The organism is Rhodococcus sp. 05-340-2 (assembly GCF_002258915.1).
Taxonomy (GTDB): domain Bacteria; phylum Actinomycetota; class Actinomycetes; order Mycobacteriales; family Mycobacteriaceae; genus Rhodococcoides.
Genome location: NZ_NOYU01000027.1, coordinates 417,640 through 439,919, shown reverse-complemented (window position 1 = coordinate 439,919; position 22,280 = coordinate 417,640). Strand labels below are relative to the sequence as shown.

At 65.0% G+C, this 22,280-nt stretch carries 20 protein-coding genes; 10 read left to right on the top strand and 10 right to left on the bottom strand.

Annotated elements, in window-relative coordinates; genetic code table 11:
• Window positions 1-48: 48 nt before the first annotated feature.
• From CH271_RS17085 to CH271_RS17075, 3 genes are all read right to left on the bottom strand, one after another.
• A complete protein-coding gene (locus CH271_RS17085; RefSeq protein WP_141216606.1) occupies window positions 49-759 on the bottom strand; it encodes a DUF5642 family protein in 711 nt (236 codons plus the stop codon).
• A 112-nt stretch (window positions 760-871) separates the two neighbouring features.
• Window positions 872-1,504, bottom strand: coding sequence for an MBL fold metallo-hydrolase (locus CH271_RS17080; protein ID WP_094634300.1), 633 nt, complete (start codon window positions 1,502-1,504; stop codon window positions 872-874).
• A complete protein-coding gene (locus CH271_RS17075; protein WP_037190098.1) occupies window positions 1,501-2,586 on the bottom strand; it encodes an S-(hydroxymethyl)mycothiol dehydrogenase in 1,086 nt (361 codons plus the stop codon). Before CH271_RS17075 ends, CH271_RS17080 begins: the two co-directional genes overlap by 4 nt.
• 164 nt (window positions 2,587-2,750) lie before the next feature.
• On the opposite strand from CH271_RS17075, the gene sthA reads away from it, so the two are divergent.
• The 4 genes from sthA to CH271_RS17050 all read left to right on the top strand — a co-directional run bounded on the left by sthA (window position 2,751) and on the right by CH271_RS17050 (window position 9,170).
• On the top strand, window positions 2,751-4,166 hold the full coding sequence (sthA, locus tag CH271_RS17070; protein WP_037189486.1) for a Si-specific NAD(P)(+) transhydrogenase: 1,416 nt from the start codon (window positions 2,751-2,753) through the stop codon (window positions 4,164-4,166).
• A 203-nt stretch (window positions 4,167-4,369) separates the two neighbouring features.
• Window positions 4,370-5,314: a proteasome assembly chaperone family protein gene (locus CH271_RS17060; RefSeq protein WP_037190100.1), complete on the top strand. Its 945-nt coding sequence runs from the start codon at window positions 4,370-4,372 to the stop codon at window positions 5,312-5,314.
• A gap of 285 nt (window positions 5,315-5,599) precedes the next feature.
• A complete protein-coding gene (locus CH271_RS17055) occupies window positions 5,600-6,583 on the top strand; it encodes an alpha/beta fold hydrolase (RefSeq protein WP_082323615.1) in 984 nt (327 codons plus the stop codon).
• A 70-nt stretch (window positions 6,584-6,653) separates the two neighbouring features.
• The gene (locus CH271_RS17050; protein WP_094634298.1) at window positions 6,654-9,170 is read left to right on the top strand and encodes a DEAD/DEAH box helicase; all 2,517 of its coding nucleotides are present in this window, start codon (window positions 6,654-6,656) and stop codon (window positions 9,168-9,170) included.
• Here CH271_RS17050 and CH271_RS17045 read toward each other — a convergent pair.
• Entirely contained in the window at window positions 9,157-10,095 is a 939-nt protein-coding gene (locus CH271_RS17045; protein WP_094634297.1) for a hydrogen peroxide-inducible genes activator, read from the bottom strand. The genes CH271_RS17050 and CH271_RS17045 overlap by 14 nt on opposite strands.
• 149 nt (window positions 10,096-10,244) lie before the next feature.
• Here CH271_RS17045 and CH271_RS17040 point away from each other — a divergent pair, with 149 nt between their 5' ends.
• From CH271_RS17040 to CH271_RS17030, 3 genes are all read left to right on the top strand, one after another.
• The gene (locus tag CH271_RS17040) at window positions 10,245-10,832 is read left to right on the top strand and encodes a peroxiredoxin (RefSeq protein ID WP_032397906.1); all 588 of its coding nucleotides are present in this window, start codon (window positions 10,245-10,247) and stop codon (window positions 10,830-10,832) included.
• Between the two features lies 1 nt (window position 10,833).
• Window positions 10,834-11,373, top strand: coding sequence for a carboxymuconolactone decarboxylase family protein (locus tag CH271_RS17035; protein WP_094634296.1), 540 nt, complete (start codon window positions 10,834-10,836; stop codon window positions 11,371-11,373).
• Window positions 11,374-11,450: 77 nt separating this feature from the next.
• Entirely contained in the window at window positions 11,451-12,122 is a 672-nt protein-coding gene (locus tag CH271_RS17030) for a PhzF family phenazine biosynthesis protein (protein ID WP_094634295.1), read from the top strand.
• On the opposite strand, the gene CH271_RS17025 is transcribed toward CH271_RS17030, so the two are convergent.
• Entirely contained in the window at window positions 12,112-12,786 is a 675-nt protein-coding gene (locus CH271_RS17025) for a hypothetical protein (protein WP_094634294.1), read from the bottom strand. The two genes, CH271_RS17030 and CH271_RS17025, sit on opposite strands and share 11 nt — an antisense overlap.
• Window positions 12,787-12,824: 38 nt before the next feature.
• On the opposite strand from CH271_RS17025, the gene CH271_RS17020 reads away from it, so the two are divergent.
• Window positions 12,825-13,055, top strand: a complete 231-nt coding sequence (locus tag CH271_RS17020) for a hypothetical protein (RefSeq protein WP_037189492.1) — start codon at window positions 12,825-12,827, stop codon at window positions 13,053-13,055.
• Here CH271_RS17020 and CH271_RS17015 read toward each other — a convergent pair.
• Window positions 13,039-14,298 (bottom strand): aminotransferase family protein, encoded by a 1,260-nt coding sequence (locus tag CH271_RS17015; RefSeq protein ID WP_094634293.1) that lies wholly within the window; start codon window positions 14,296-14,298, stop codon window positions 13,039-13,041. The two genes, CH271_RS17020 and CH271_RS17015, sit on opposite strands and share 17 nt — an antisense overlap.
• 3 nt (window positions 14,299-14,301) lie before the next feature.
• The gene (locus CH271_RS17010) at window positions 14,302-14,976 is read right to left on the bottom strand and encodes a Pr6Pr family membrane protein (protein WP_094634292.1); all 675 of its coding nucleotides are present in this window, start codon (window positions 14,974-14,976) and stop codon (window positions 14,302-14,304) included.
• A 70-nt stretch (window positions 14,977-15,046) separates the two neighbouring features.
• On the opposite strand from CH271_RS17010, the gene hrpA reads away from it, so the two are divergent.
• Window positions 15,047-18,943, top strand: a complete 3,897-nt coding sequence (gene hrpA / locus CH271_RS17005) for an ATP-dependent RNA helicase HrpA (RefSeq protein ID WP_094634291.1) — start codon at window positions 15,047-15,049, stop codon at window positions 18,941-18,943.
• A gap of 12 nt (window positions 18,944-18,955) precedes the next feature.
• On the opposite strand, the gene nrdR is transcribed toward hrpA, so the two are convergent.
• Together nrdR and CH271_RS16995 are read right to left on the bottom strand one after the other, a co-directional pair.
• Window positions 18,956-19,420: a transcriptional regulator NrdR gene (gene nrdR, locus CH271_RS17000; RefSeq protein WP_008716872.1), complete on the bottom strand. Its 465-nt coding sequence runs from the start codon at window positions 19,418-19,420 to the stop codon at window positions 18,956-18,958.
• Between the two features lie 100 nt (window positions 19,421-19,520).
• Window positions 19,521-19,931 carry a hypothetical protein gene (locus CH271_RS16995; protein ID WP_094634290.1) on the bottom strand — a complete coding sequence of 137 codons (411 nt, stop codon included), beginning with the start codon at window positions 19,929-19,931 and terminating at the stop codon, window positions 19,521-19,523.
• Between the two features lie 385 nt (window positions 19,932-20,316).
• Between CH271_RS16995 and lexA the strand changes: the two genes are divergently transcribed.
• The gene (lexA, locus tag CH271_RS16990; protein WP_037189497.1) at window positions 20,317-21,000 is read left to right on the top strand and encodes a transcriptional repressor LexA; all 684 of its coding nucleotides are present in this window, start codon (window positions 20,317-20,319) and stop codon (window positions 20,998-21,000) included.
• A gap of 78 nt (window positions 21,001-21,078) precedes the next feature.
• Here lexA and CH271_RS16985 read toward each other — a convergent pair whose 3' ends face one another.
• Window positions 21,079-22,221, bottom strand: a complete 1,143-nt coding sequence (locus CH271_RS16985) for an acyl-CoA dehydrogenase family protein (protein WP_037189498.1) — start codon at window positions 22,219-22,221, stop codon at window positions 21,079-21,081.
• Window positions 22,222-22,280 lie beyond the last annotated feature (59 nt).

The window sequence follows — 22,280 nt, the reverse complement described above, 5'->3', positions numbered from 1 at the left end:
GGAGCTGTGGACGACCGATTCGCGTCGGTGCCGTCTGCTAGAGCCGCGTCAGCTCTGGCCGACCTTCTGGACTGCCGCGGTGAACAGCTCGTCGAGGGTCATTGCATCGGGCGTGCCCGAGCCGAACGACATGAACGTGGCCGACACGCGCACTCCGTCGATCTGGGCCATCAACGTCAGCATCGACTGCGTGACGGCGTCGCCGCCGGCCCCCGATGCAACGGTCTGCCGGACGGCCAAGGTGTCGTCCGCATCGATGGGCGGTGCAGGCGTCAGAGTGGAGGTCACCGTCGAGGTCGCGCCGGACTTGGTTGCGGTCACCTCGCCGCACTGTTCGAGCTGCTCCTTGCGCGCCGAGAGCGGTTCGTCCACTGCGGTCAATTCGATCGAGATGGTCGACCGACTGTCGTTGTCGGTTCCGACGATCATGGCCGTGCCCGTCGGGCCGAAATCCTGATCGGCGGGTTTGCAGCCCGCCGGGCTGACCTCGGCACCGGCAGGTATTCCGCTGAGATCGGGTGCGGCCTGCGAGATCGCCTGCTGGGGCAGCACCAGGGCGTCGTACGGGGCCGGGAAGCTGGACGGGTCGATCAGCAACGTGTTCAGATCCACGCCGGACTGCGACGGCGAAGTGGGGGTACCCGCGCTGGGCTCGGGAGTGCCGGTGACCGTGGAACTGCAGCCGACCAGCACGAGAGCTGCGATCGCTGCCGAGGTCGCGGCGATGGACAGGCGGGTTCTGCGTGCGGCGGGGCTCACAAGACGTCCTCTTCGGGTCGGTGGGACGCCGCAGCACACGCTCCGGCGTCCCACCACTGTCTCATTCCGACCACCTCGAACGCGGCAGGCGACCCGCCGCGGTGTCGTGAATTCAGCTGCCGCGGGCGATCCACTCCTCGAGGTGCGGTGCTTCGTCGCCGATGCGGGTCCCGTCACCGTGGCCGGTGTTGACTCGGGTGTCGGCGGGAAGGGCGAAGAGCCGGTCGCGGATGGACCCGATGATGGTCGGGAAATCCGAGTACGACCGTCCGGTGGCGCCTGGGCCGCCGGAGAAGAGGGTGTCGCCGCTGAACAACTCCCCCGCTTCCGGCAGGTACAGGCACGTCGATCCCGGTGAGTGTCCCGGCGTGTGCAGCGCCAGGATGTCGGTTCCGGCGACGGTGATGCGCTGACCGTCCTCGAGCGCCGAGTGCCCGACGCCCGGGTGCGTCTGCTGCCACAGCATGTCGTCGGCGGGGTGCAGCAGAATCGGCGCGTCGAGGGTGTCCGAGAGTTCGGGGGCGACGGTCACGTGATCGTTGTGTCCGTGGGTGCAGACGATCGCCGTGACGGTGCGGCCGGCGACCGCGTCGACGATCGGGGCCGCGGTGTGCGCTGCGTCGACGATGACCACCTCGTCGTCGTCACCGATCAGCCAGATGTTGTTGTCGACGTCCCAGGTGCCACCGTCGAGGCTGAACGTGCCCGAGGTGACGACGTTCTGGACGCGGAACTTCCCACTCACAGGACCACCACCGAACGCAGGACGGTGCCCTGATGCATCTTCTCGAAGGCGGCTTCGACGTCGTCGATGGTGATGCGTTCGGTGACGAACTTCTCGAGCGGCAGACGGCCCTGCTGGTACAGATCCACCAACTGCGGGAAGTCGCGCTCGGGCAGGCAGTCTCCGTACCAGGACGATTTCAGCGATCCGCCACGGGAGAAGAAGTCGATCAGCGGCATCTCGAGGGTCATCTCGGGTGTCGGCACGCCGACGAGCACCACGGTTCCGGCGAGGTCGCGGGCGTAGAACGCCTGCTTCCAGGTCTCCGGACGGCCGACTGCATCGATGACCACGTCGGCACCGAAGCCTCCGGTGAGCTCCTGGACGGCCTCGACGGCGTCGACCTGCGAGGAGTCGACGGTGTGGGTGGCTCCGAGGCCGAGTGCCCATTCGAGCTTGCCCGGGTCACGGTCGACCGCGATGATCGTCGATGCGCCGGCCAGGCGTGCTCCGGCGATCGCGGCATCACCGACGCCACCGCAGCCGATCACGGCCACCGAATCTCCGCGTGAGACGTGGCCGGTGTTCATCGCTGCGCCCAGCCCGGCCATCACACCGCAGCCGAGCAGTCCGACGACAGCGGGATCGGCGTCTGCGGCGACCTTGGTGCACTGGCCCTCGTGCACCAGGGTCTTCTCGGCGAAGGCTCCGATGCCCAGCGCCGGTGTCAGCTCGGTGCCGTCCTCCAGGGTCATCTTCTGTGCTGCGTTGTGGGTGTCGAAGCAGTACCACGGGGTGCCGCGCTTGCAGGCTCGACATTCGCCGCACACTGCGCGCCAGTTCAGCACGACGAAGTCTCCGACCTCGACGTGCTCGACGCGGTCGCCGATGGTCTCGACGATTCCGGCTGCCTCGTGTCCGAGCAGGAACGGGAATTCGTCGTTGATGCCGCCCTCGCGGTAGTGCAGGTCGGTGTGACACACCCCGCAGGCCTGGATCTTCACGACGACTTCGTTGGGCCCGGGATCGGGGATGGTGATCGTCTCGATGGAGACGGGCTCGCCCTTGCTCTTGGCGACGACGGCGCGGACCTGCTGCGGCATGTGTTCCTCCACTGTAAATCGGGTGTTTCGTGCTCTGTTCAGCCTTGCACAACGCATCAGCACGTGGCGACATCTGCATGGGTTCGATGCACCGAATCGCGGAGTTCACAAGGTTGTGACCGGGCGGGCACGCAGTCTTTGCGTACGAGCGGTACCTATGACGAATGTCTGAACCCATGGAGTACGACCTGGTGGTCATCGGCTCCGGCCCCGGTGGCCAGAAGGCGGCCATTGCGGCTGCGAAGCTCGGCAAGCGGGTGGCGATCGTGGAGAAGGGCCACATGCTCGGCGGGGTCTGCGTCAACACCGGCACCATTCCGTCCAAGACGCTGCGCGAGGCCGTTCTGTATCTCACGGGTATGAATCAACGTGAGCTGTACGGGGCGAGTTACCGAGTGAAGGCCGATATCACTCCGGCCGATCTGCTGGCCCGAACCCAGCACGTGATCGGCAAGGAGATCGAGGTGGTGCGTTCGCAACTGCTGCGCAACCGCATCGAGTTGATCACCGGCGTCGGCAAGTTCCTCGACGCGCACACCATCGTGATCGAAGACGAGATGCGGGGAGAACGCATCACGGTCAAGGCCGCCAACGTGGTGATCGCCACCGGCACCGCTCCCGCCCGTCCGGCCGACATCGCGTTCGACGACTATCGAGTGCTCGACTCGGACGGAATCCTCAACCTCGAGTTCATTCCGGCATCCATGGTGGTCGTGGGGGCCGGTGTCATCGGAATCGAGTACGCATCGATGTTCGCTGCCCTGGGCACGAAGGTCACCGTCGTCGAGAAGCGTGATTCGATGCTCGACTTCTGCGATCGCGAGATCATCGAATCGTTGCAGTTCCACCTCCGCGATCTCGCGGTGACGTTCCGATTCGGGGAGGCGGTGACCGCTGTCGACGTCGGCCCGAACGGAACGGTGACGACGCTTGCCAGTGGCAAGCGGATCCCGGCGGAGACGGTGATGTACTCGGCCGGGCGTCAGGGGTTGACGACTGCACTCGATCTCGAGAACGCCGGTCTCGAGGCCGACGCGCGAGGCCGCATCTTCGTCGACGAGCATTTCCAGACCAAGGTCGATCACATCTACGCGGTCGGCGACGTCATCGGCTTTCCGGCGTTGGCCGCGACGTCGATGGACCAGGGCAGGTTGGCGGCGTACCACGCGTTCGGCGAGTCCAGCGCCAAACTGACCGACGTGCAGCCCATCGGCATCTACTCCATTCCCGAGGTCTCGTACGTCGGAGCCACGGAGGTCGACCTGACGAAGGGATCGGTCCCCTACGAGGTCGGGGTGTCGAGGTACCGCGAACTCGCCAGGGGTCAGATCGCCGGCGACTCGTACGGAATGTTGAAGTTGCTCGTCTCCACCGAGGACCGCTCGATACTGGGCGTGCACATCTTCGGGTCGGGTGCGACGGACCTGGTGCACATCGGTCAGGCGGTGATGGGGTGCGGCGGCACCGTCGACTATCTCGTCGATGCCGTGTTCAACTACCCGACGCTGTCCGAGGCCTACAAGGTCGCAGCTCTCGACGTCACCAACAAGATCCGCGCGCTGGCGAACTTCGACCGCTGATCGTCTCGGTGTCACCGAGCAGCGACGCGACGGCAGCTCGAACGACCGTCGGGGAATGAACCGCGGGCAACCGGTTGTTCTTCTCGGGTAGTGATTCGCCACGTTCGACGTCGGCGCGTACACGGCGCGAGCCGAGGGTCGGCGTATTCTGGCTCGAATCTCGCGTCGAGGTACCGACGAGTCGATCCGAAAGGGGCCCGGCCATGACCGAACAGTCGAAGATGTACGAGCTGGAGTTTCCGGCACCGCAAACGTTCTCCGACGACGGCGTCGGACCCGTCCTCGTGCACGGCCTGGAGGGCTTCTCCGACGCAGGTCACGCGGTCAAGTTGGCGACAACTCATCTGCGCGAGAGCCTGGAATCGGAGCTGGTCGCGTCGTTCGACGTCGACGAGTTGATCGACTACCGGTCCCGACGGCCCACGATGACGTTCAAGTCCGACCATTTCTCGGACTACGACGCTCCCGAGCTGAACCTCTATGCCGTCAAGGACCGAACCGGCACCCCGTTCCTGTTGCTGGCCGGTATGGAGCCGGATCTGCGGTGGGAGAAGTTCACCACCGCTGTGCGCCTGCTGGCCGAGCAGCTCGGCGTCCGTCGGACCATCGGCCTCGGCTCGATCCCGATGGCCATTCCGCACACCCGGCCACTCGGTGTGACGGCCCACGCCAGCGACAAGGAGCTGGTCAAAGAGGGCAACAGCTGGGCAGGCGACTTGCAGGTTCCCGGCAGCGCCTCCTCCCTGCTCGAGCTTCGGATGGCGCAGCACGGTCACGAGTCGATGGGCTTCTCGGTGCACGTCCCGCACTACCTGGCCCAGACGGACTACCCCGGTGCAGCCGAGACGTTGCTCGAGAACGTCAGTGAGGCCGCCGAGTTGGATCTCCCGCTGGCCGCGTTGGGTGAGGCCGCGGCGCGAGTCCGGGAACAGGTGAACGAGCACATCACCGGAAACGAGGAAGTGCAGTCGGTGGTGCAGGCGCTCGAGCGTCAGTACGACACCTACGTCGCCGCGCAGGAGCAGCAGTCGACGTTGCTGGCCAGTGACGAACCACTGCCCAGCGGCGACGAGCTCGGCGCAGAGTTCGAGCGCTTCCTCGCCGAGCAGGCAGGTCTCGACGAGGGAGAGGACACCACCGAGCGGTAACAGTGTGAGTGGTCACAGAACTCGATCGCGTCGGCGGGCACATCGGACAGCCCGGGCCGATCGAAACATACCTGTAACCGCAAATACGCTCGATGTTCTGCCCCGAGCGCGATCTCGTGCAAGAGTCGTAGCAACACGTACTCCGGTACGTACGTCTACACACTCGTGCACGGCGTCGCCGTTCTGTACCGCCGCGCGCGGTGCACCAGGGAATTTCAGGAGGCGCAGGTGAGCACCAATCCGCGCAGTCGCAAGCTCCGCCCGGTTCCCGACGAAGAACCACGGCTGATCTTCCGGACCATTCACGGATACCGGCGGGCATTCCGCATGGCCGGCGAAGGTCCCGTTCTGCTGTTGATCCACGGCATCGGCGACAACTCCGAGACATGGAACGAAGTCATCCCACACCTGGCGAAGAACTACACCGTCATCGCTCCGGATCTGCTGGGGCACGGTCGCTCGGACAAGCCGCGTGCGGATTACTCCGTCGCCGCGTATGCCAACGGCATGCGTGACCTGCTGTCGGTGCTGGGCATCGAGCACGTCACCGTCGTCGGGCACTCACTGGGCGGCGGCGTCGCCATGCAGTTCGCCTACCAGTTCCCGGGCATGGTCGACAGGTTGGCTCTGGTGTCCTCCGGTGGCGTCACCAAGGACGTACATCCCATTCTTCGACTGGCATCCATGCCGTTCCTGAGCGAGGCCGTCAAACTGCTCCGCCTGCCCGGCGCCATCCCCGCGGTGAAGTTGGCAGGCGGCCTCCTGAGCAAACTGCACAGCTCTCCCCTGCGACCCGGTTCGCTTCTGCACGACACTCCGGATCTGATCCGAGTGCTGAGCGAGCTCCCGGCCCCGACGACGTACGAGGCGTATCTGCGGACCCTGCGCGCCGTCGTGGACTGGCGTGGCCAGGTGGTCACGATGCTGGATCGGTGTTATCTCACCGAGAACCTTCCTGTCCTGCTCGTCTGGGGTGATCAGGACTCGGTGATTCCGGTCAGTCATGCGCGCCTCGCGCACTCGGCCATGCCCGGTTCCACGTTGGAGGTGTTCGAGAATTCCGGACACTTCCCGTTCCGGGACGATCCGATGCGCTTCCTGCAGGTCGTCGAGGACTTCATCGATTCCACACCGTCGCTTACCTTCGACGAGGTGCGGTGGCGCAACCTGCTCATCACCGGTGTCGGTGAGGACATGATCACCGGAAGTGCCAGTACCCGGATGGCCGTTCTCGGTGCGATGGGTTCGGACGAGCGCAGCGCCACCTGACGCGTCGACTCGGCACCGGACGCTCGGTGTCGATGCGGGTCCGGCCGTCCGTTCCACATAGCCTGTAGAGGTGCTTCTCACCGAACTGATTCCCGATGCCTCCGCCGATCGGTCCGACGGCGTGGACCCGGATGTCCTGTTCGACACGTTCACCACCTGGACTGCCGATCGCGGTCTCACCCTGTATCCCGCACAGGAGGAAGCTCTCATCGAGCTGGTCTCCGGCTCCAACGTCATCCTGGCGACGCCGACGGGATCGGGCAAGTCGATGGTGGCCATCGGAGCCCATTACGCCGCGATGGCCGCAGGCATTCGTAGTTTCTACACCGCGCCGATCAAGGCACTCGTCAGCGAGAAGTTCTTCGCCCTGTGCGAGATCTTCGGTGCGCAGAACGTCGGCATGATGACCGGCGACGCGTCGGTCAATTCCGGTGCCCCGATCATCTGCGCCACCGCCGAGATCGTCGCGAACCTCGCCCTGCGTCAGGGTGCCGGCTCCGACATCGGCCAGGTGATCATGGACGAGTTCCACTACTACTCCGAGCCCGATCGAGGGTGGGCCTGGCAGGTGCCGTTGATCGAGCTGCCACACGCCCAGTTCCTGTTGATGTCTGCGACCCTGGGCGATGTCTCGTTCTTCCGGGACGATCTGACCCGACGAACCGGACGGACGACCACTGTCGTCTCGGGCACCGAGCGTCCGGTTCCGCTGATGTTCTCGTATGTCACCACTCCGATCAGCGAGACCATCGAAGAACTGGTGGAAACGCATCTCGCGCCGGTGTACGTCGTGCATTTCACGCAGGCCGCGGCACTCGAACGAGCGCAGGCGCTGACGAGCGTCAACGTCGCGTCCAAGCAGGAGAAGGCCGAGATAGCCGAGGCCATCGGCAACTTCCGCTTCACCACCGGTTTCGGAAAGACGCTGTCGAGGTTGGTTCGGCACGGCATCGGCGTGCACCACGCGGGCATGCTGCCCAAATATCGACGGTTGGTGGAGAAGCTGGCGCAGGACGGACTGCTGAAGGTGATCTGTGGAACGGACACCCTCGGCGTGGGAATCAACGTCCCGATTCGCACCGTGCTGTTCACCGGACTGACCAAGTACGACGGCATTCGCACTCGCAAGCTACGGGCCCGCGAGTTCCATCAGATCGCCGGTCGTGCGGGACGGGCCGGCTACGACACCCTCGGGACCGTGGTGGTCGAGGCCCCCGAACACGACATCGAGAACGCGCGTCTGGTGGCCAAGGCCGGGGACGATCCGAAGAAGCTCAAGCGCGTGCAGCGCAAGAAGGCACCCGACGGTTTCGTCTCGTGGGGCGAGCCGACGTTCGAGCGGATCATCGCCGCGAGTCCGGAGCCGCTCACGTCCCGATTCTCGGTGAGCAACACCATGCTGCTCAATGTCATTGCCCGGCCCGGCAATTGCTTCCATGCCATGCGCCACCTGCTCGAGGACAACCACGAGACCCGGCCCGCTCAGCGCAAGCACATCCTGCGAGCACTCTCGCTCTACCGCGGTCTCGTCGATGCGGGCATCGTCGAGCAACTCGACGAGCCGGACGCCGACGGTCGACATGCTCGACTGACGGTGGACCTGCAACCGGACTTCGCGCTCAATCAGCCGCTGTCGACGTTCGCGGTCGCGTCCTTCGATCTGCTCGACGCCGAATCACCGACCCATGCCCTCGATGTGGTGTCGATCATCGAGTCGACCCTCGACGATCCGCGTCAGATCCTGATGGCGCAGCAGCACGCCGCGCGCGGCGAAGCGGTCTCGCAGATGAAGGCCGACGGCATCGAGTACGACGAGAGAATGGAATTGCTCGAGGAGGTCACGTGGCCGAAACCTCTTGCAGAGCTGCTCGTTCCGGCGTTCGAGATCTATCGTGGCACCCATCCGTGGCTCTCCGAGGTCGGCCTCTCCCCCAAGTCCGTGGTACGAGACATGGTCGAGCGCGCGATGACCTTCGCAGAGTTGATCAGCCACTACGGCCTGATGCGGTCCGAGGGACTCGTCCTGCGTTATCTCGCCGACGCCTATCGCACACTGCGCCAGACGGTTCCGCCCGAGTCTCGAACCGAAGAGGTACAGGACATCACCGAGTGGCTGGGTGAACTCGTCCGGCAGGTGGATTCGAGCCTGCTCGACGAGTGGGAGAACCTGACGGACCCCGGTGCCGAGCCGGAAGCGCTCGTGGAGGCGTACGGATCCGATGTGCCACGTCCGATCTCGGCCAACCCGCGGGCCTTCCGAATTCTCGCGCGCAACGCGATCTTCCGCCGGGTGGACCTGGCGGCGCGCCGACAGTGGAATACTCTCGACGACCTCGACGACGGCCCCGACTGGGAGGCGGAACTGGAACCGTTCTTCGCCGAGTACGGCTCGATCGGAACGGGCCCGTCGGCCCGGGGCCCTGCGTTGTTCACCCTGAGCGTCGGTGCGGAGTCCACCACGGTGCGTCAGGTGTTGGAGGATCCCGACGGTGACCACGGCTGGTCGCTCGACGCCGTCGTCGATGTGCCGGAGTCCGACGCGGCAGGCGAGATCGTGTTCGACGAGATCGTGATCACGCCCGGCTGAGGCCACCTGCGTTGTCGGTGAGAACCTCTGCGGCGAGAAGACTTGCCAGCGCACTGTATTCGGCCGAGCGCGCACTCGAGGCTCGGTACACGAGACCGATGGTGCGGCCGGGAGCAGGGTGTGCGAACTCGGCGGTGGACAGGCCCGCGCGAGCGACCTCGACATCGACGGCGCGGCGCGGCAGCAACGTCAGGCCCAGCCCTCCTGCAACGCACTGCACCACCGTGGTCAACGACGTTGCCCGCGTATCGCTCGCATCGGGCGCGATGTCGACCGACCGGCAAAGGTCCAGGGTCTGCTCGCGCAGGCAGTGCCCCTCGTCGAGCAGGAGCAGAGGGAGGCCGCGGAGGTCGGCGACCGTCAGATCCCGGCGCCCCGAGAGGGGATGCTCGGCAGGTAGTGCGAGCACGAAGTCCTCGGTGTACATGGATATTTCGATCATGCCCGGATCGGCGATGGGGAGAGCGAGAACGGCGACGTCGATCGCACCGGACCGGAGTGCGTCGAGCAGTCTGGCCGTGTGATCCTCGACGATTCGGGGCACGAGGTCCGGAAACTCGGCCCGCATGGCAGGAAGCACCGTCGGCAACACGTACGGTGCCACCGTCGGAATGATCCCGAGCCGCAGGCCACCGGTCAGACGGCCGCCCAATCCCGCTGCGGCAGCGACCAATCCGTCCACGGCGTCGAGTGCCGCAGTCGCACGACCGAGCAACTGACTGCCGGCCGACGTCAGCAACACCCTGCGGGTGCTGCGTTCGATCAACTGCACCCCCAGCCCCTGCTCGAGCGCAGCCAGGGCCTGCGACAGAGACGGCTGACTGATGTTCGATCGTGTTGCCGCAGTGCCGAAATGGCGATGTTGCGCGATCGCCACGAAGGCTCGCAGATGCGACAGGGTCGGCTGATAGCTTCGATCGGTCACGCCTATCAGTCTAGTGCCACTCATCACGTTTACCTTTCACGACATTTTTGGCACACTCGTACCGGTCGGCCGGGCCCGCGCGGCTGTTCACACGCCACCGGACCGCCCACATACGAAACCGACACGGTCATTCGACACGAGGAGAACACATGGCACTGCTGACAATTGGCGATCAGTTCCCTTCATACAACCTCACCGCCGTCATCGGCGGAGATCTGTCCAAGGTGAACGCACAGCAGCCCGACGACTACTTCACCACCGTCACCAGTGACGATCACGCAGGCAAGTGGCGCATCGTCTTCTTCTGGCCCAAGGACTTCACGTTCGTCTGCCCCACCGAGATCGCCGCGTTCGGCAAGCTGAACGAGGAGTTCGAGGACCGCGATGCACAGGTCCTCGGCGCGTCCGTCGACAACGAGTTCGTTCACTTCCAGTGGCGGGCACAGCACGACGAGCTCAAGACGCTCCCCTTCCCCATGCTGTCCGATCTCAAGCGCGAATTGGCTGCCGCCACGGGCGTTCTCAATGCCGACGGCGTTGCCGATCGCGCCACGTTCATCGTCGACCCCAACAACGAGATCCAGTTCGTGTCGGTCACGGCAGGATCGGTGGGGCGCAACGTGGACGAGGTCCTGCGAGTTCTCGATGCCCTGCAGTCCGACGAGCTGTGCGCCTGCAACTGGAAGAAGGGTGATCCCACCATCGACGCAGGCGAACTGCTGACGGCGAGCGTCTGACATGACGATCGACAACCTGAAGAACGCCGTACCCGAGTACGCCAAGGACCTCAAGCTCAATCTCGGTTCCATCGCCCGTTCCACGGTGCTCAGCGAGCAGCAGCTGTGGGGCACCCTGCTGTCGGTGGCCGCAGCGTCGAAGTCCGCGACGACGTTGAAGGAGATCGCCGAGGACGCAGCCGATTCGCTGTCGGCCGAGGCGTACAACGCGGCCCTCGGTGCCGCGTCGATCATGGGCATGAACAACGTCTTCTACCGAACCAAGGGATACCTGGACGGCAAGTACGACGACATTCGCGCCGGTCTGCGCATGAACATCATCGGCAACCCCGGTGTGGACAAGGCCGACTTCGAGCTGTGGTCGCTCGCGGTGTCGGCCGTCAACGGGTGCAACCACTGCTTGGAGGCACACGAGAAGACTCTGCGCGCCGAGGGCGTCGACCGCGAGAAGATCTTCGAGGCCATCCGCGCCGCGTCGATCGTCGCGGGTGTCGCGCAGGCGATCGAAGCAGGACGAATCCTCGACGGTGCCGCCGTCTGAGCGTCGACTCGACCTGTACGTCGAACGAGGGATTCGCGGTCGCGGGTCCCTCGTTCGGCGTTTGGTAGCGTCCGGGCATGGCTACCGACGTGTCCGTCGTCCGAGTGTTCACCGATGCCGAAGGCAGATTCGGCAACCCCCTCGGCATCGTGACCGCGGATGACGTCGACGAGGCGGACAGGCAGCAGTTCGCCGCCGAGCTCGGCTTCAGCGAGACGGTGTTCGTCGATCGCAGCGAATCCGGTACGGCCTCGGCATCCATCTACACCCCCGCCGTCGAGCTGCCCTTCGCCGGGCATCCCACGGTCGGACTCTCGTGGTGGCTGCGCGAGCAGGGACACCCGGTCGATGTCCTCACCGTCCCTGCCGCACCGCTGGACATCCGCTACGACGAGGACCACACCTGGGTTCGCGCCCGTGCGGAGTGGACTCCGCACTTCACCTTCCATCAGGTCCGCGATGCGGCCGAGGTGGCGGCAGCAGACCCGAGTGCCTACGACAGCGGGCACCACTACGTCTGGGCCTGGACCGACGAAGAGCACGGCGCGCTGCGATCGCGCATGTTCGCGCCGATGATGGGTATCGTCGAGGACGAAGCGACCGGTGCTGCCGCCGTCCGGCTGACCGGCGAACTCGGTCGGAGCCTGAACATCATGCAGGGAGCCGGATCTCGATTGCGCACCACCATCGACGGCGACTGGGTGGAATTGGGCGGACGCACCGCGGCGGACGCGTCGATCAGCGTGTGACGGGCACGTCCACTTCGATTTCCTCGCCCAGACGAACACCGGCGGCGAGTGGGAGTCGGTCGCCGCTCCAGAACTTTCCCGGGTCGAACCAGTTGGCCTTCTTGTTGCCGGTGAGCAGACCCATCGCGTCGTAGGTCATGGCGACCACCTCAGCGCAGTAGGCGGTTTCGAGGGCTGCTTCCTCGCGTTCGCTGCGCCGCAGTGCGGGGACTCGGCCCCGGAACCATCGACCGGCGAGCGCCGCCGTCGTCGGAAAGGCTGTTCCGTCCACGCGGGCGATGGTGCGCAGCAAGGCGTCTTCCTGCTCCTTCGTCACTGCCGGAGCGGAGCCTGCGGAACGATCCAGGTCTCCGCCCAATTGCCGCAGCCAACAACGCTGTTGGTACTTCGTGGACCACTGGGTGACGGCCGCACGCAGGTCGTGGAGCTGCACGCCGCGCTGGAAGTTTCCGGTCCACATGTCCTGCAACGACTTTCCCAGTTCGGCGTGCCACATCAGCGGCGGCAGGTCGTCGATCACGACGGCCATTCCGACGTGATTGACAGGACTGTTGGTCAGTGCCTGGATTGCCCGATCGGAGCTCGACTGGCCGCGGAAGATCCAGATGTCGCCCGTTCTGGTGGCCTCGACTGCGGTATCGAGGCTGATTCGCGACGGATTCATGGTCCACACCCTAGATCTCGTGACGGTACGGTGGCCGGATGAACGTGTGGAAGGCTCTCGGTCTCGCCGGGATGGTCGGTGTCGCGGCCACCGGGGCGTTGGTGGTTCGATCCGAGCGCAAGCGTCGTGCCTATGCGCCCGAGGAAGTCCGCGAGCAGTTGCATCGACGTTTCGCAGCCGTCTCCGACGAGCCCGTACCGGCACCTGCTCCCCCGCCCTCGCGGGGGAAGCAGCTGCTCGGCAGACTTCGGTTCAGCCGAGCGCGCTGAGGATCCGCGCGGCCAGCTCTTCGATCTCGGCGTCCGTCATGACGAATGCCGGCGAGATCTGCATCGCACCCTGACCGGCCGCGCGGCCGGAGACCCCGTGTGCTCGCAGCGTTTTGACGAAGGGCAGTGCCTCGGCCGGATCGGCGAGCTGCACGGCGGCAACAGCACCGATCCCGCTGCGGATCTCCGACACTCGTTCGTGTGCGGCCAGTGGCGCGAGGTGGGTGTGCAACGCCGCTTCGATGCGCTTGGAGTGAGAGAGCAACTCCTCGCGCTCGATGATGTCGAGGTTTGCCATCGCCGCGGCGGCCGCGCCTGCGTGACCGCCGTAGGTGTATCCGTGCCGCCACCAGACGCCGCCCGCGAAGAAGGGCTCGGCGATCTTCGGGGCGATGAAGACAGCACCCATCGGTACATACCCGGACGTCAGCCCCTTGGCGGTCGTCATCAGGTCGGGTTCGAGCTCGAATCGGGTGGAGGCGAACCAGCTGCCGCCGATGCGGCCGAATCCGGTGACGACCTCGTCCGCGACGAACAGCACGTCGTTGTCGCGGCAGATCTGCCGAACCTCGCGCAGGTAGCCCTCCGGCGGCAAGTAGATTCCGCCTGCTCCGATCACCGGCTCGCAGAAGAAGGCAGCCACGTTCTCTGCACCGACCTCCTCGATCAGCGCCAGCAGTGACTTCGCGTCGTCCCATGCCACTGTCCTGGCGTCGGGCATCAGCTCGCCGTAGTTCTCCTTGTTCACCGGGATACCGGCCAGCGCGGTGCCGGCGACGTGCATGCCGTGGTAGGCCTTCTGCCGGCCGACGATCATCTTCTTGGCCGGTTGTCCCATTTCGACCCAGTAGCGGCGCGCGAGCTTCGCGGCGGTGTCGATGGAGTCCGAACCACCCGAGGTGAAGAAGATCTTGCTGCCCGGCACCGGCGCGATGGCGGCGAGACGATCGGCCAAGGCCAGCGTGGTCTCGGGAACGAAGTCGCCGAAGTTCGAGTAGTGGGCGAGCGAGCTCAGCTGTGTGGCAACGGCATCGGCGATCTCGCGGCGGCCGTGACCGACGTTGGTGAACCACAGACCGGCGGTCGCGTCGAGATACTTCGTTCCCTCGTTGTCGAAGATGTACGCGCCCTCGCCTCGCGAAACGACGAACGGCCCGCTGGCGGTGACGGCGCCCATGTCGGCGAAGCCGTGCCACAGCGCGGAGGAGTGTGTGGTGGCGGCTGGATCCAGGTCGGAAGACATGCGCTACACAGTAGTGGAGTCCGATTCGATCGAGTCCGATCCGTACCTCCACCGTCCTGCAAGCCGTCCGAGAGCGTTGACTGCCAGCGCCATCAGCGCGAAAGCGACGGTCAGCACGACCAGACCGATGACGAGCGCGAGGTATCCCTGCGAACGTGGATCGAGGAACGGGTAGGGGTACCAGTCGACGACGGGTCCGCGAATCAGGGTGTAGGTCCCGTAGAGCAGTGGGAAGAGCAACCACGTCAGGCTGCGCGACTCCGAGATGTGCCGCCGCGGTGGAGCGAGGATCCAGTCGAGCAGAAGGACCACGGGCATGATGCGATGCACCACGTTGTTGGTCCACGGATCCGCCACACCGACATCGATGTTCGAGAGCAACACCGCGTAGATGATCCCGGTGATCACCATGTAGAGCATCACCGCTCCACGGAAGAGTTGCCATCCCGAAGACCGCGGATCGATCACGCCGCCGATCGCGAGCACGAGCACCGTCAGGACGTTGCTGATCACGGTGAAGTAGCTGAAGTAGTTGACCAACGAGAACGTCGGGGTGGCAAGTCCGTCCACGACGATCGAGACGAGCGCCGCGGCGGTGAGCGCAGCGAACAGCACCCGCAGCGTCCTGATCGGTACCGGCGTACGCGGTTCGACAGTGACATCGTGCGAGATGCTCATTCGCCGATCCTGGCACAGTCGCGGCCGGCATTCACGACGGTTGCGTCGATACGGATATCCTGATGTGAGTATGTCTACCTCGAATCCGTCCGGTCAGCGAAAATCTCTCGCCACACGTCTGGCAGACGTCACCATCCGCGACGAGAACCGGCTGCGGCGTCGATTGGACAAGGCCCGCACCGACGACGCGTTCGCCGCCCTCGAACGCGATGTCGCCCGCGCCGAGACGGTTGTGGCCAACCGCCGGGCCGCGGTGCCGACCCTCGAGTTTCCCGAGTCGCTTCCGGTCAGTCTCCGCAGGGACGACATCGCTGCCGCCATCGCCGAACATCAGGTCGTCATCGTCGCCGGTGAGACCGGCTCGGGTAAGACCACTCAGATTCCGAAGATCTGTCTCGCACTCGGTCGCGGAATTCGCGGGTCGATCGGTCACACCCAACCGCGCCGGCTCGCAGCGCGCACGGTGGCCGAGCGCATCGCCGAGGAGGTCGGCGAGCCCCTGGGTGAATCCATCGGCTACAAGGTGAGATTCACCGATCAGTCGTCGGATTCGACGCTCGTCAAGCTGATGACCGACGGCATCCTGCTGGCGGAGATCCAGCGAGACAGACTGCTGCGCCAGTACGACACCCTGATCATCGACGAGGCCCACGAGCGCAGCCTCAACATCGATTTCATCCTGGGCTACCTCGCGCAGCTTCTCCCCCGACGTCCTGACCTGAAGATCGTCATCACCTCGGCGACGATCGATCCCGAACGGTTCGCCCAACATTTCGCGCGGGACGGCGTGCCCGCGCCGATCATCGAGGTCTCGGGCCGCACGTTCCCGGTCGAAATGCGCTATCGACCACTGACCGTCGACGCCGGGGACACGACGATCGATCTCGACCCCGTCGACGCAACCTGTCAGGCGGTCGACGAACTCATGGCCGAGGGCGACGGGGACATTCTGGTGTTCCTGTCCGGTGAACGCGAGATTCGCGACACCGCCGATGCTCTGAGCGACCGCAACCTCCGCAACACCGAGATCGTTCCGCTGTACGCGAGACTCTCTGCGGCCGAACAGCATCGAGTGTTCTCACCACACTCGGGCCGACGCGTGGTGCTCTCGACGAACGTTGCGGAAACATCGCTGACGGTCCCCGGCATCCGCTACGTGGTGGACCCGGGTACGGCCCGAATCTCGCGATACTCGTTGCGCACCAAGGTTCAACGCCTCCCCATCGAGCCGATCTCACAGGCATCGGCGCGGCAGCGGGCCGGCCGCTGTGGCCGCGTCGCCGACGGCATCTGCATCCGGTTGTATTCCGAGGAGGATTTCGAGTCGCGGCCGCAGTTCACCGAGCCGGAGATTCTGCGTACCAACCTGGCGTCGGTCATCCTGCAGATGACCGCCCTCGGGCTGGGCAAGATCGACGCGTTCCCGTTCGTCGAACCGCCCGATCCGCGCAGCATCAGAGACGGCATCGGGCTGCTCGAAGAACTCGGGGCGCTGAAGCCGGCCACCAAGGAGGGCACTGCAGAACTGACCCCGATCGGCCGGGAGCTCTCGGCGCTGCCGGTCGATCCTCGGATGGCTCGGATGCTGGTCGAGGCCAACGGCAACGGCTCTCTTCGCGACGCGCTGGTGGTCGTGGCGGCGCTGTCCATTCAGGATGTTCGGGAGCGACCCGCCGAGCATCAGCAGGCGGCGGATGAAAAGCATGCGCGTTTCGCCGTGGAGAACTCGGACTTCCTCGCGTACTTGAAGTTGTGGACCTATCTGCGCGAGCAACGAAACGAGTTGTCCTCCAACCAGTTCCGACGCATGTGCCGCACCGAGTTCCTGCACTATCTACGAATTCGCGAGTGGCAGGATCTGCACGGCCAACTGCGTCAGATCACCCGTGGACTCGGGTGGACGGTGCCCGATGCCGACTCCACCGAGACCGCCCTGCATCAGTCGCTGCTGTCCGGATTGCTCTCGCACGTCGGGCTCAGGGAGGGTGACAAGCGAGAGTTCCTCGGCGCGCGCGGAGCGCACTTCGCGATCTTCCCGGGCTCGGGTCTGTTCAAGAAGCCGCCGCGCTGGGTCATGGCCGCCGAACTGGTCGAGACCGGACGCCTGTGGGGCCGCATGGCCGCCCGCATCGAACCGGAATGGGCCGAACGACTCGCACCCCACCTGGTCAAGCGGACCTACTCGGAACCGCATTGGTCGATCAAGCGTGAATCGGCGATGGCCTACGAACGAGTGACGCTGTACGGCATTCCCCTGGTGACGCAACGCCCGGTGAATTACCACCGCATCGACCCCGAGGCGTCGCGGGAGTTGTTCATCAGACACGCGCTGGTGGAGGGCGAATGGAAGACCCAGCATGCCTTCTTCCACAAGAACCGGGCACTGCTCGACGACGTCGGCGAACTCGAGCATCGCGCTCGACGGCGCGACATCGTCGTCGACGACGACGCTCTGTTCGACTTCTACGACGCCCGCATCGCCCCGGAAGCGGTCTCGGCACGGCACTTCGACACGTGGTGGAAGAAGGCCCGCAGACAGGACCCGCACCTGCTCGACTTCACCACCGACACCGTCGTCAACTCCGACGCGGCCTCCGTCCTCACCGGTGCATATCCCGACGCATGGCGACAGGGCGAGATCCAATTCCCACTGACCTATCAGTTCGAGCCCGGCACTGCGGCCGACGGTGTCACCGCACGGATTCCGATTGCCCTCCTCGCTCAGGTACAGCCGGTGGGCTTCGACTGGCTGGTTCCCGGGATGCGACTGGAGCTGGTCACGGCACTGATCAAGACACTGCCGAAAGCCTTGCGGCGCAATGTCGTTCCGGCACCGGACTTCGCCGCCGCGGCGTTGGCCGCCATGAAGCCACGCGCGGAAACCCTGATGACGGCCCTGGCACGTGAACTCTCGCGGGCTGCGCAGTGCCACATCACTGCGAAGGACTTCGATGGTGCGGCACTGCCCGAGCACCTGAAGATGACGTTCGCGGCCGTCGATCCGTCCGGAAAGGTGTTGGGCAGCAACAAAGATCTCGCTGCTCTACGCACCGGATTGTCCGGGGAGGTCGGTCGCCAGGTCGCGAGCGCGGTCGGTGACGCGGAGCGTGCGCCGTCCCTGGCATGGACCTCGAGCACTCTGGGGCGGTTGGAGTCGACCGTCACCCGTGATGTGGGCGGACAGAAGGTCACCGGGTACCCGGCGTTGGTGCCGGAAGGACCGGGCGTCGCGGTTCGAGTCCTGAGCACCCCCGCCCAACAGCGAGCAGCGATGAGGTCGGGAACCAGAGCTCTGCTGCTGTCGACGGCACCGAAGGGAACCAAGGCACTGCTGGCCGGGCTGCCGACCGCCGAACGTCTTGCCCTCGGCCAGAATCCGTACGGCGGAGTCGATCCGCTCCTCGAGGAATGCCGGATTCTCGCGGTCGAGGAGGCAATGGATGCGCACGGTGGACCGGTTCGAGATCCCGAGGCTTTCGACAAGCTCAGGGCGCTCGTCCACGCGGAGGTTCCGCAGCGCACCGCCGCGGTGCTGGCCCTGGTTCGCCCTGTGCTGACCGCTGCCCTGGCACTGTCCGCGCAACTCCAGTCCTCCTCGGGTGAGCCGGCCGACGATGTTCGGGAACAGCTCGACGGCTTGATCTTTCGCGGGTTCGTCACCGAGTTCGGCTCTCGCAGATTGGCAGACGTACCGCGCTACCTCGCGGCTGCGACGAAGCGGTTGGCAACCCTGCCGAGCAGCGCGGGCCGTGATGCGGCGGCGATGGATGTACTCGATCGGGTGTACGCGTCGTACGGACGACTGTTGGATTCGCTTCCGGAAAGCAGAAAGAACAGTTCCGGGGTACAGGAACTGTTCTGGATGATCGAGGAGTTGCGGGTGGGATTGTTCGCCCAAGGGATTCGTACGGCGTATCCGGTCTCGGAGAAGCGCATCGAGAAGGCGATCTCGGACCAGAGTCGCTGACGGGCGGATCTGTCAGTCGATGTCGGCGGACTCGCGGTGCTTGCGCAGTTCGTGGATCTCTTTCTCGAAGTCCTCGGCCGAACTGAACGAGCGGTAGACCGAAGCAAAGCGCAGGTAGGCCACTTCGTCGAGATCACGGAGCGGACCGAGAATGGCCAACCCCACTTCGTTGCTGGGGATCTCCGCGGATCCCGCGGCACGGATGGCGTCCTCGACCTGCTGCGCCAGCAGGTTCAGCGCATCGTTGTCGACATCTCTGCCCTGGCAGGCGCGTCGGACTCCCTTGACGACCTTCTCGCGACTGAACGGCTCGGTCACGCCGCTGCGCTTCACGACCGCGAGCACTGCGGCCTCGACGGTGGTGAATCGACGGCCGCACTCCGGGCAGGAGCGACGACGCCGGATTGCTTGGCCCTCGTCCATCTCACGCGAGTCGACCACGCGTGAGTCGGGATGCCTGCAGAACGGGCAATGCATGAGGGGTCCTCCGTCGTAGCCGATGCTCCGACGACGAGCACGCACATCGGGGCAGTCTGTCGAGGATACTCAGTCCTCGCGAACGCGACGGGGCCGGTGGTCATCTGCCGGGCGTGTACTCGACGAGAGCTCCGTCGTGCACTTCGACCACACCGACCGGCTGCGCACCTGCATCGGGAGCAGCCGCCCGCAGGTTCGCGATGCCGATCAGGCCACCTGCGACGACCAGGACCGCCAACACCGTCAGCACGAGCGATCGCAGCCGAACCGGCTGGCCCGCGAAGTGCGCGGAGGTCGCGTCGAACTCACGATCGGCCTCCTCGCGATCGGTGACATCGGACCACGACGGATCGAGGACCGGAAGGCACGGTGCGCTCTGTGTACGGGGTGCCGTGACGCCGTGCATCCCGATGGGACTCTGCAGAACGGGACGCGCCCGGCGACGACGCTCGACGACAGTGGACCGGGCACGGACACCGGCGGCGGTGGGGCGATCGGTGATGATGGTCATCGGAACCTCGACTTCGCTCGTTGGATCGATTGTTCGATCAGGCGTTCGATGGACGCTTGTTCGAAGTTCTATCACGAGCCTCCGACAAAGTCTGCAGAAAACGCGACACGAGTCGAACAGATGTTTGATTCAACAGCTGATACACGCTAGATTCGTGTCAGAAACCACACGCCACACGAGTCGACACCATCAACTCCAGTCCGCGCAGACCTACCACGCAGACCGGATCCCAGGACACCAGCAGGAGGCCGACAGCATGAAGGACGAGACCTCGACGAGGTCGACCACGCGTTCCACGACGACGGGTTCCAGGACGACCGGAGCCAAGGCCACCGCCACCAAGGCCGCGGCGGGAAAGCCGGCCGCGGAACCGACCTCCAAGGCCATGGAGGTCGGCACCGATATCAGTGCGGGTCTGACCGAGCGGCAGCGGAAGGTACTCGAGGTCATTCGCGCGTCGGTCACCGAGCGCGGCTACCCGCCGAGCATCCGGGAGATCGGAGACGCGGTCGGTCTGACCTCGACCTCCTCCGTTGCCCACCAGCTGCGCACCCTCGAACGCAAGGGCTTCCTCAGGCGCGACGCCAACCGTCCCCGAGCCGTCGACGTCCGCGGTCTCGACGAGGTGCAGGCCGATCAGGCTGCCGCCGCGGTCGACGGTTCGTCGGCGTCCGAGGAACAGGATCGGTTGCCGACCCCGACGTTCGTTCCGGTACTGGGCCGGATCGCCGCAGGCGGTCCCATCCTGGCCGAGGAAGCCGTCGAGGACGTGTTCCCACTCCCCCGCGAGCTGGTCGGTCAGGGTTCGCTGTTTCTGCTGAAGGTGGTCGGCGAGTCGATGATCGATGCGGCCATCTGCGACGGTGACTGGGTGGTGGTTCGTCAGCAGTCCGTGGCCGACAACGGCGACATCGTAGCTGCGATGATCGACGGCGAGGCCACCGTCAAGACGTTCAAGCGGTCCAAGGGCGAGGTGTGGCTGCTGCCGCACAACCCGCTGTTCGAGCCGATTCCGGGCAACAACGCCGCGATCCTCGGCAAGGTCGTCACCGTGATGCGCAAGCTGTAGGGATCGTCACCGAAGACAAACGCGAAGGGCCGCAGCACAGTGTGCTGCGGCCCTTCGCGTGTTCTTCGGATCAGCGGATCACAGATTCAATCCGCGGCCGATGATCTCCTTCATGATTTCTGTGGTGCCGCCGTAGATGGTCTGCACACGAGAATCCATGTACGCCTTGGCGATCGGATATTCCTTCATGTAGCCGTAGCCGCCGTGCAGCTGCAGGCACCGGTCGATCAGTTTGACCTGATTCTCGGTGGTCCACCATTTCGCCATCGCGGCTTCCTGGACGGTCAGGGTGCCCGCGTTGAGCAGTTCGATGAACTTGTCCACCATGATGCGGGTGGCGGTGGTCTCGGTCGCCAACTCCGCCAACACGAATCGGGTGTTCTGGAACTTGCCGATCGACTTTCCGAAGGCCTTGCGATCGCGGCAGTACTGGATCGTCATGTCCAGCGCAGATTCCATGGCCGCAGCGGCGACAACAGCGATCGAGAGCCGTTCCTGAGGAAGATTCTGCATGAGGTAGATGAAGCCCATGCCTTCTTCACCGAGCAGGTTGGCCGCGGGCACGCGAACGTCGGTGAAGCTGAGTTCGGCTGTGTCCTGGGCCTTCATACCGATCTTGTCGAGATTGCGGCCACGCTCGAAACCGGGCATGTCGCGCTCGACGACCAGCAGGCTGAAGCCCTGGGCACCCTTCTCGGGGTCGGTGCAGGCTACGACGATGATCAGATCGGCGTTGATTCCGTTGGTGATGAACGTCTTCGAGCCGTTCAATACCCAGTCGTCGCCGTCGCGAACGGCCTTGGTCTTGATGCCCTGCAGGTCGCTTCCGGTACCCGGCTCGGTCATGGCGATCGCGGTGATCAGCTCACCCGAACAGAATCCGGGGAGCCAACGCTGCTTCTGCTCGTCGTTGGCCAGCTCGATCAAGTACGGCGCGACGACGTCGTTGTGCAGGGTGAAGCCGATGCCGCTGTAGCCGCCGCGAGTGGTTTCCTCGGTGACGATGGCGTTGTAGCGAAAGTCCTTGACTCCGCCGCCGCCGAATTCCTCGGGCGCTGCCGTTCCGAGGAAGCCCTGCTTACCGGCCTCGACCCAGACACCGCGATCGACGATGTTCTGCTCTTCCCACTTCGCGTGGTTCGGTGCCACGTGCTGATCGAGAAATTTCCGGTACGACTCCCGGAACAGCTCGTGCTCGGGCTCGAAAAGTGTGCGTTCCACGAATGTCTCCTTGTTCGGTGCATACCGACAGCGACCACGCGAAATCTCTACGGATCTCG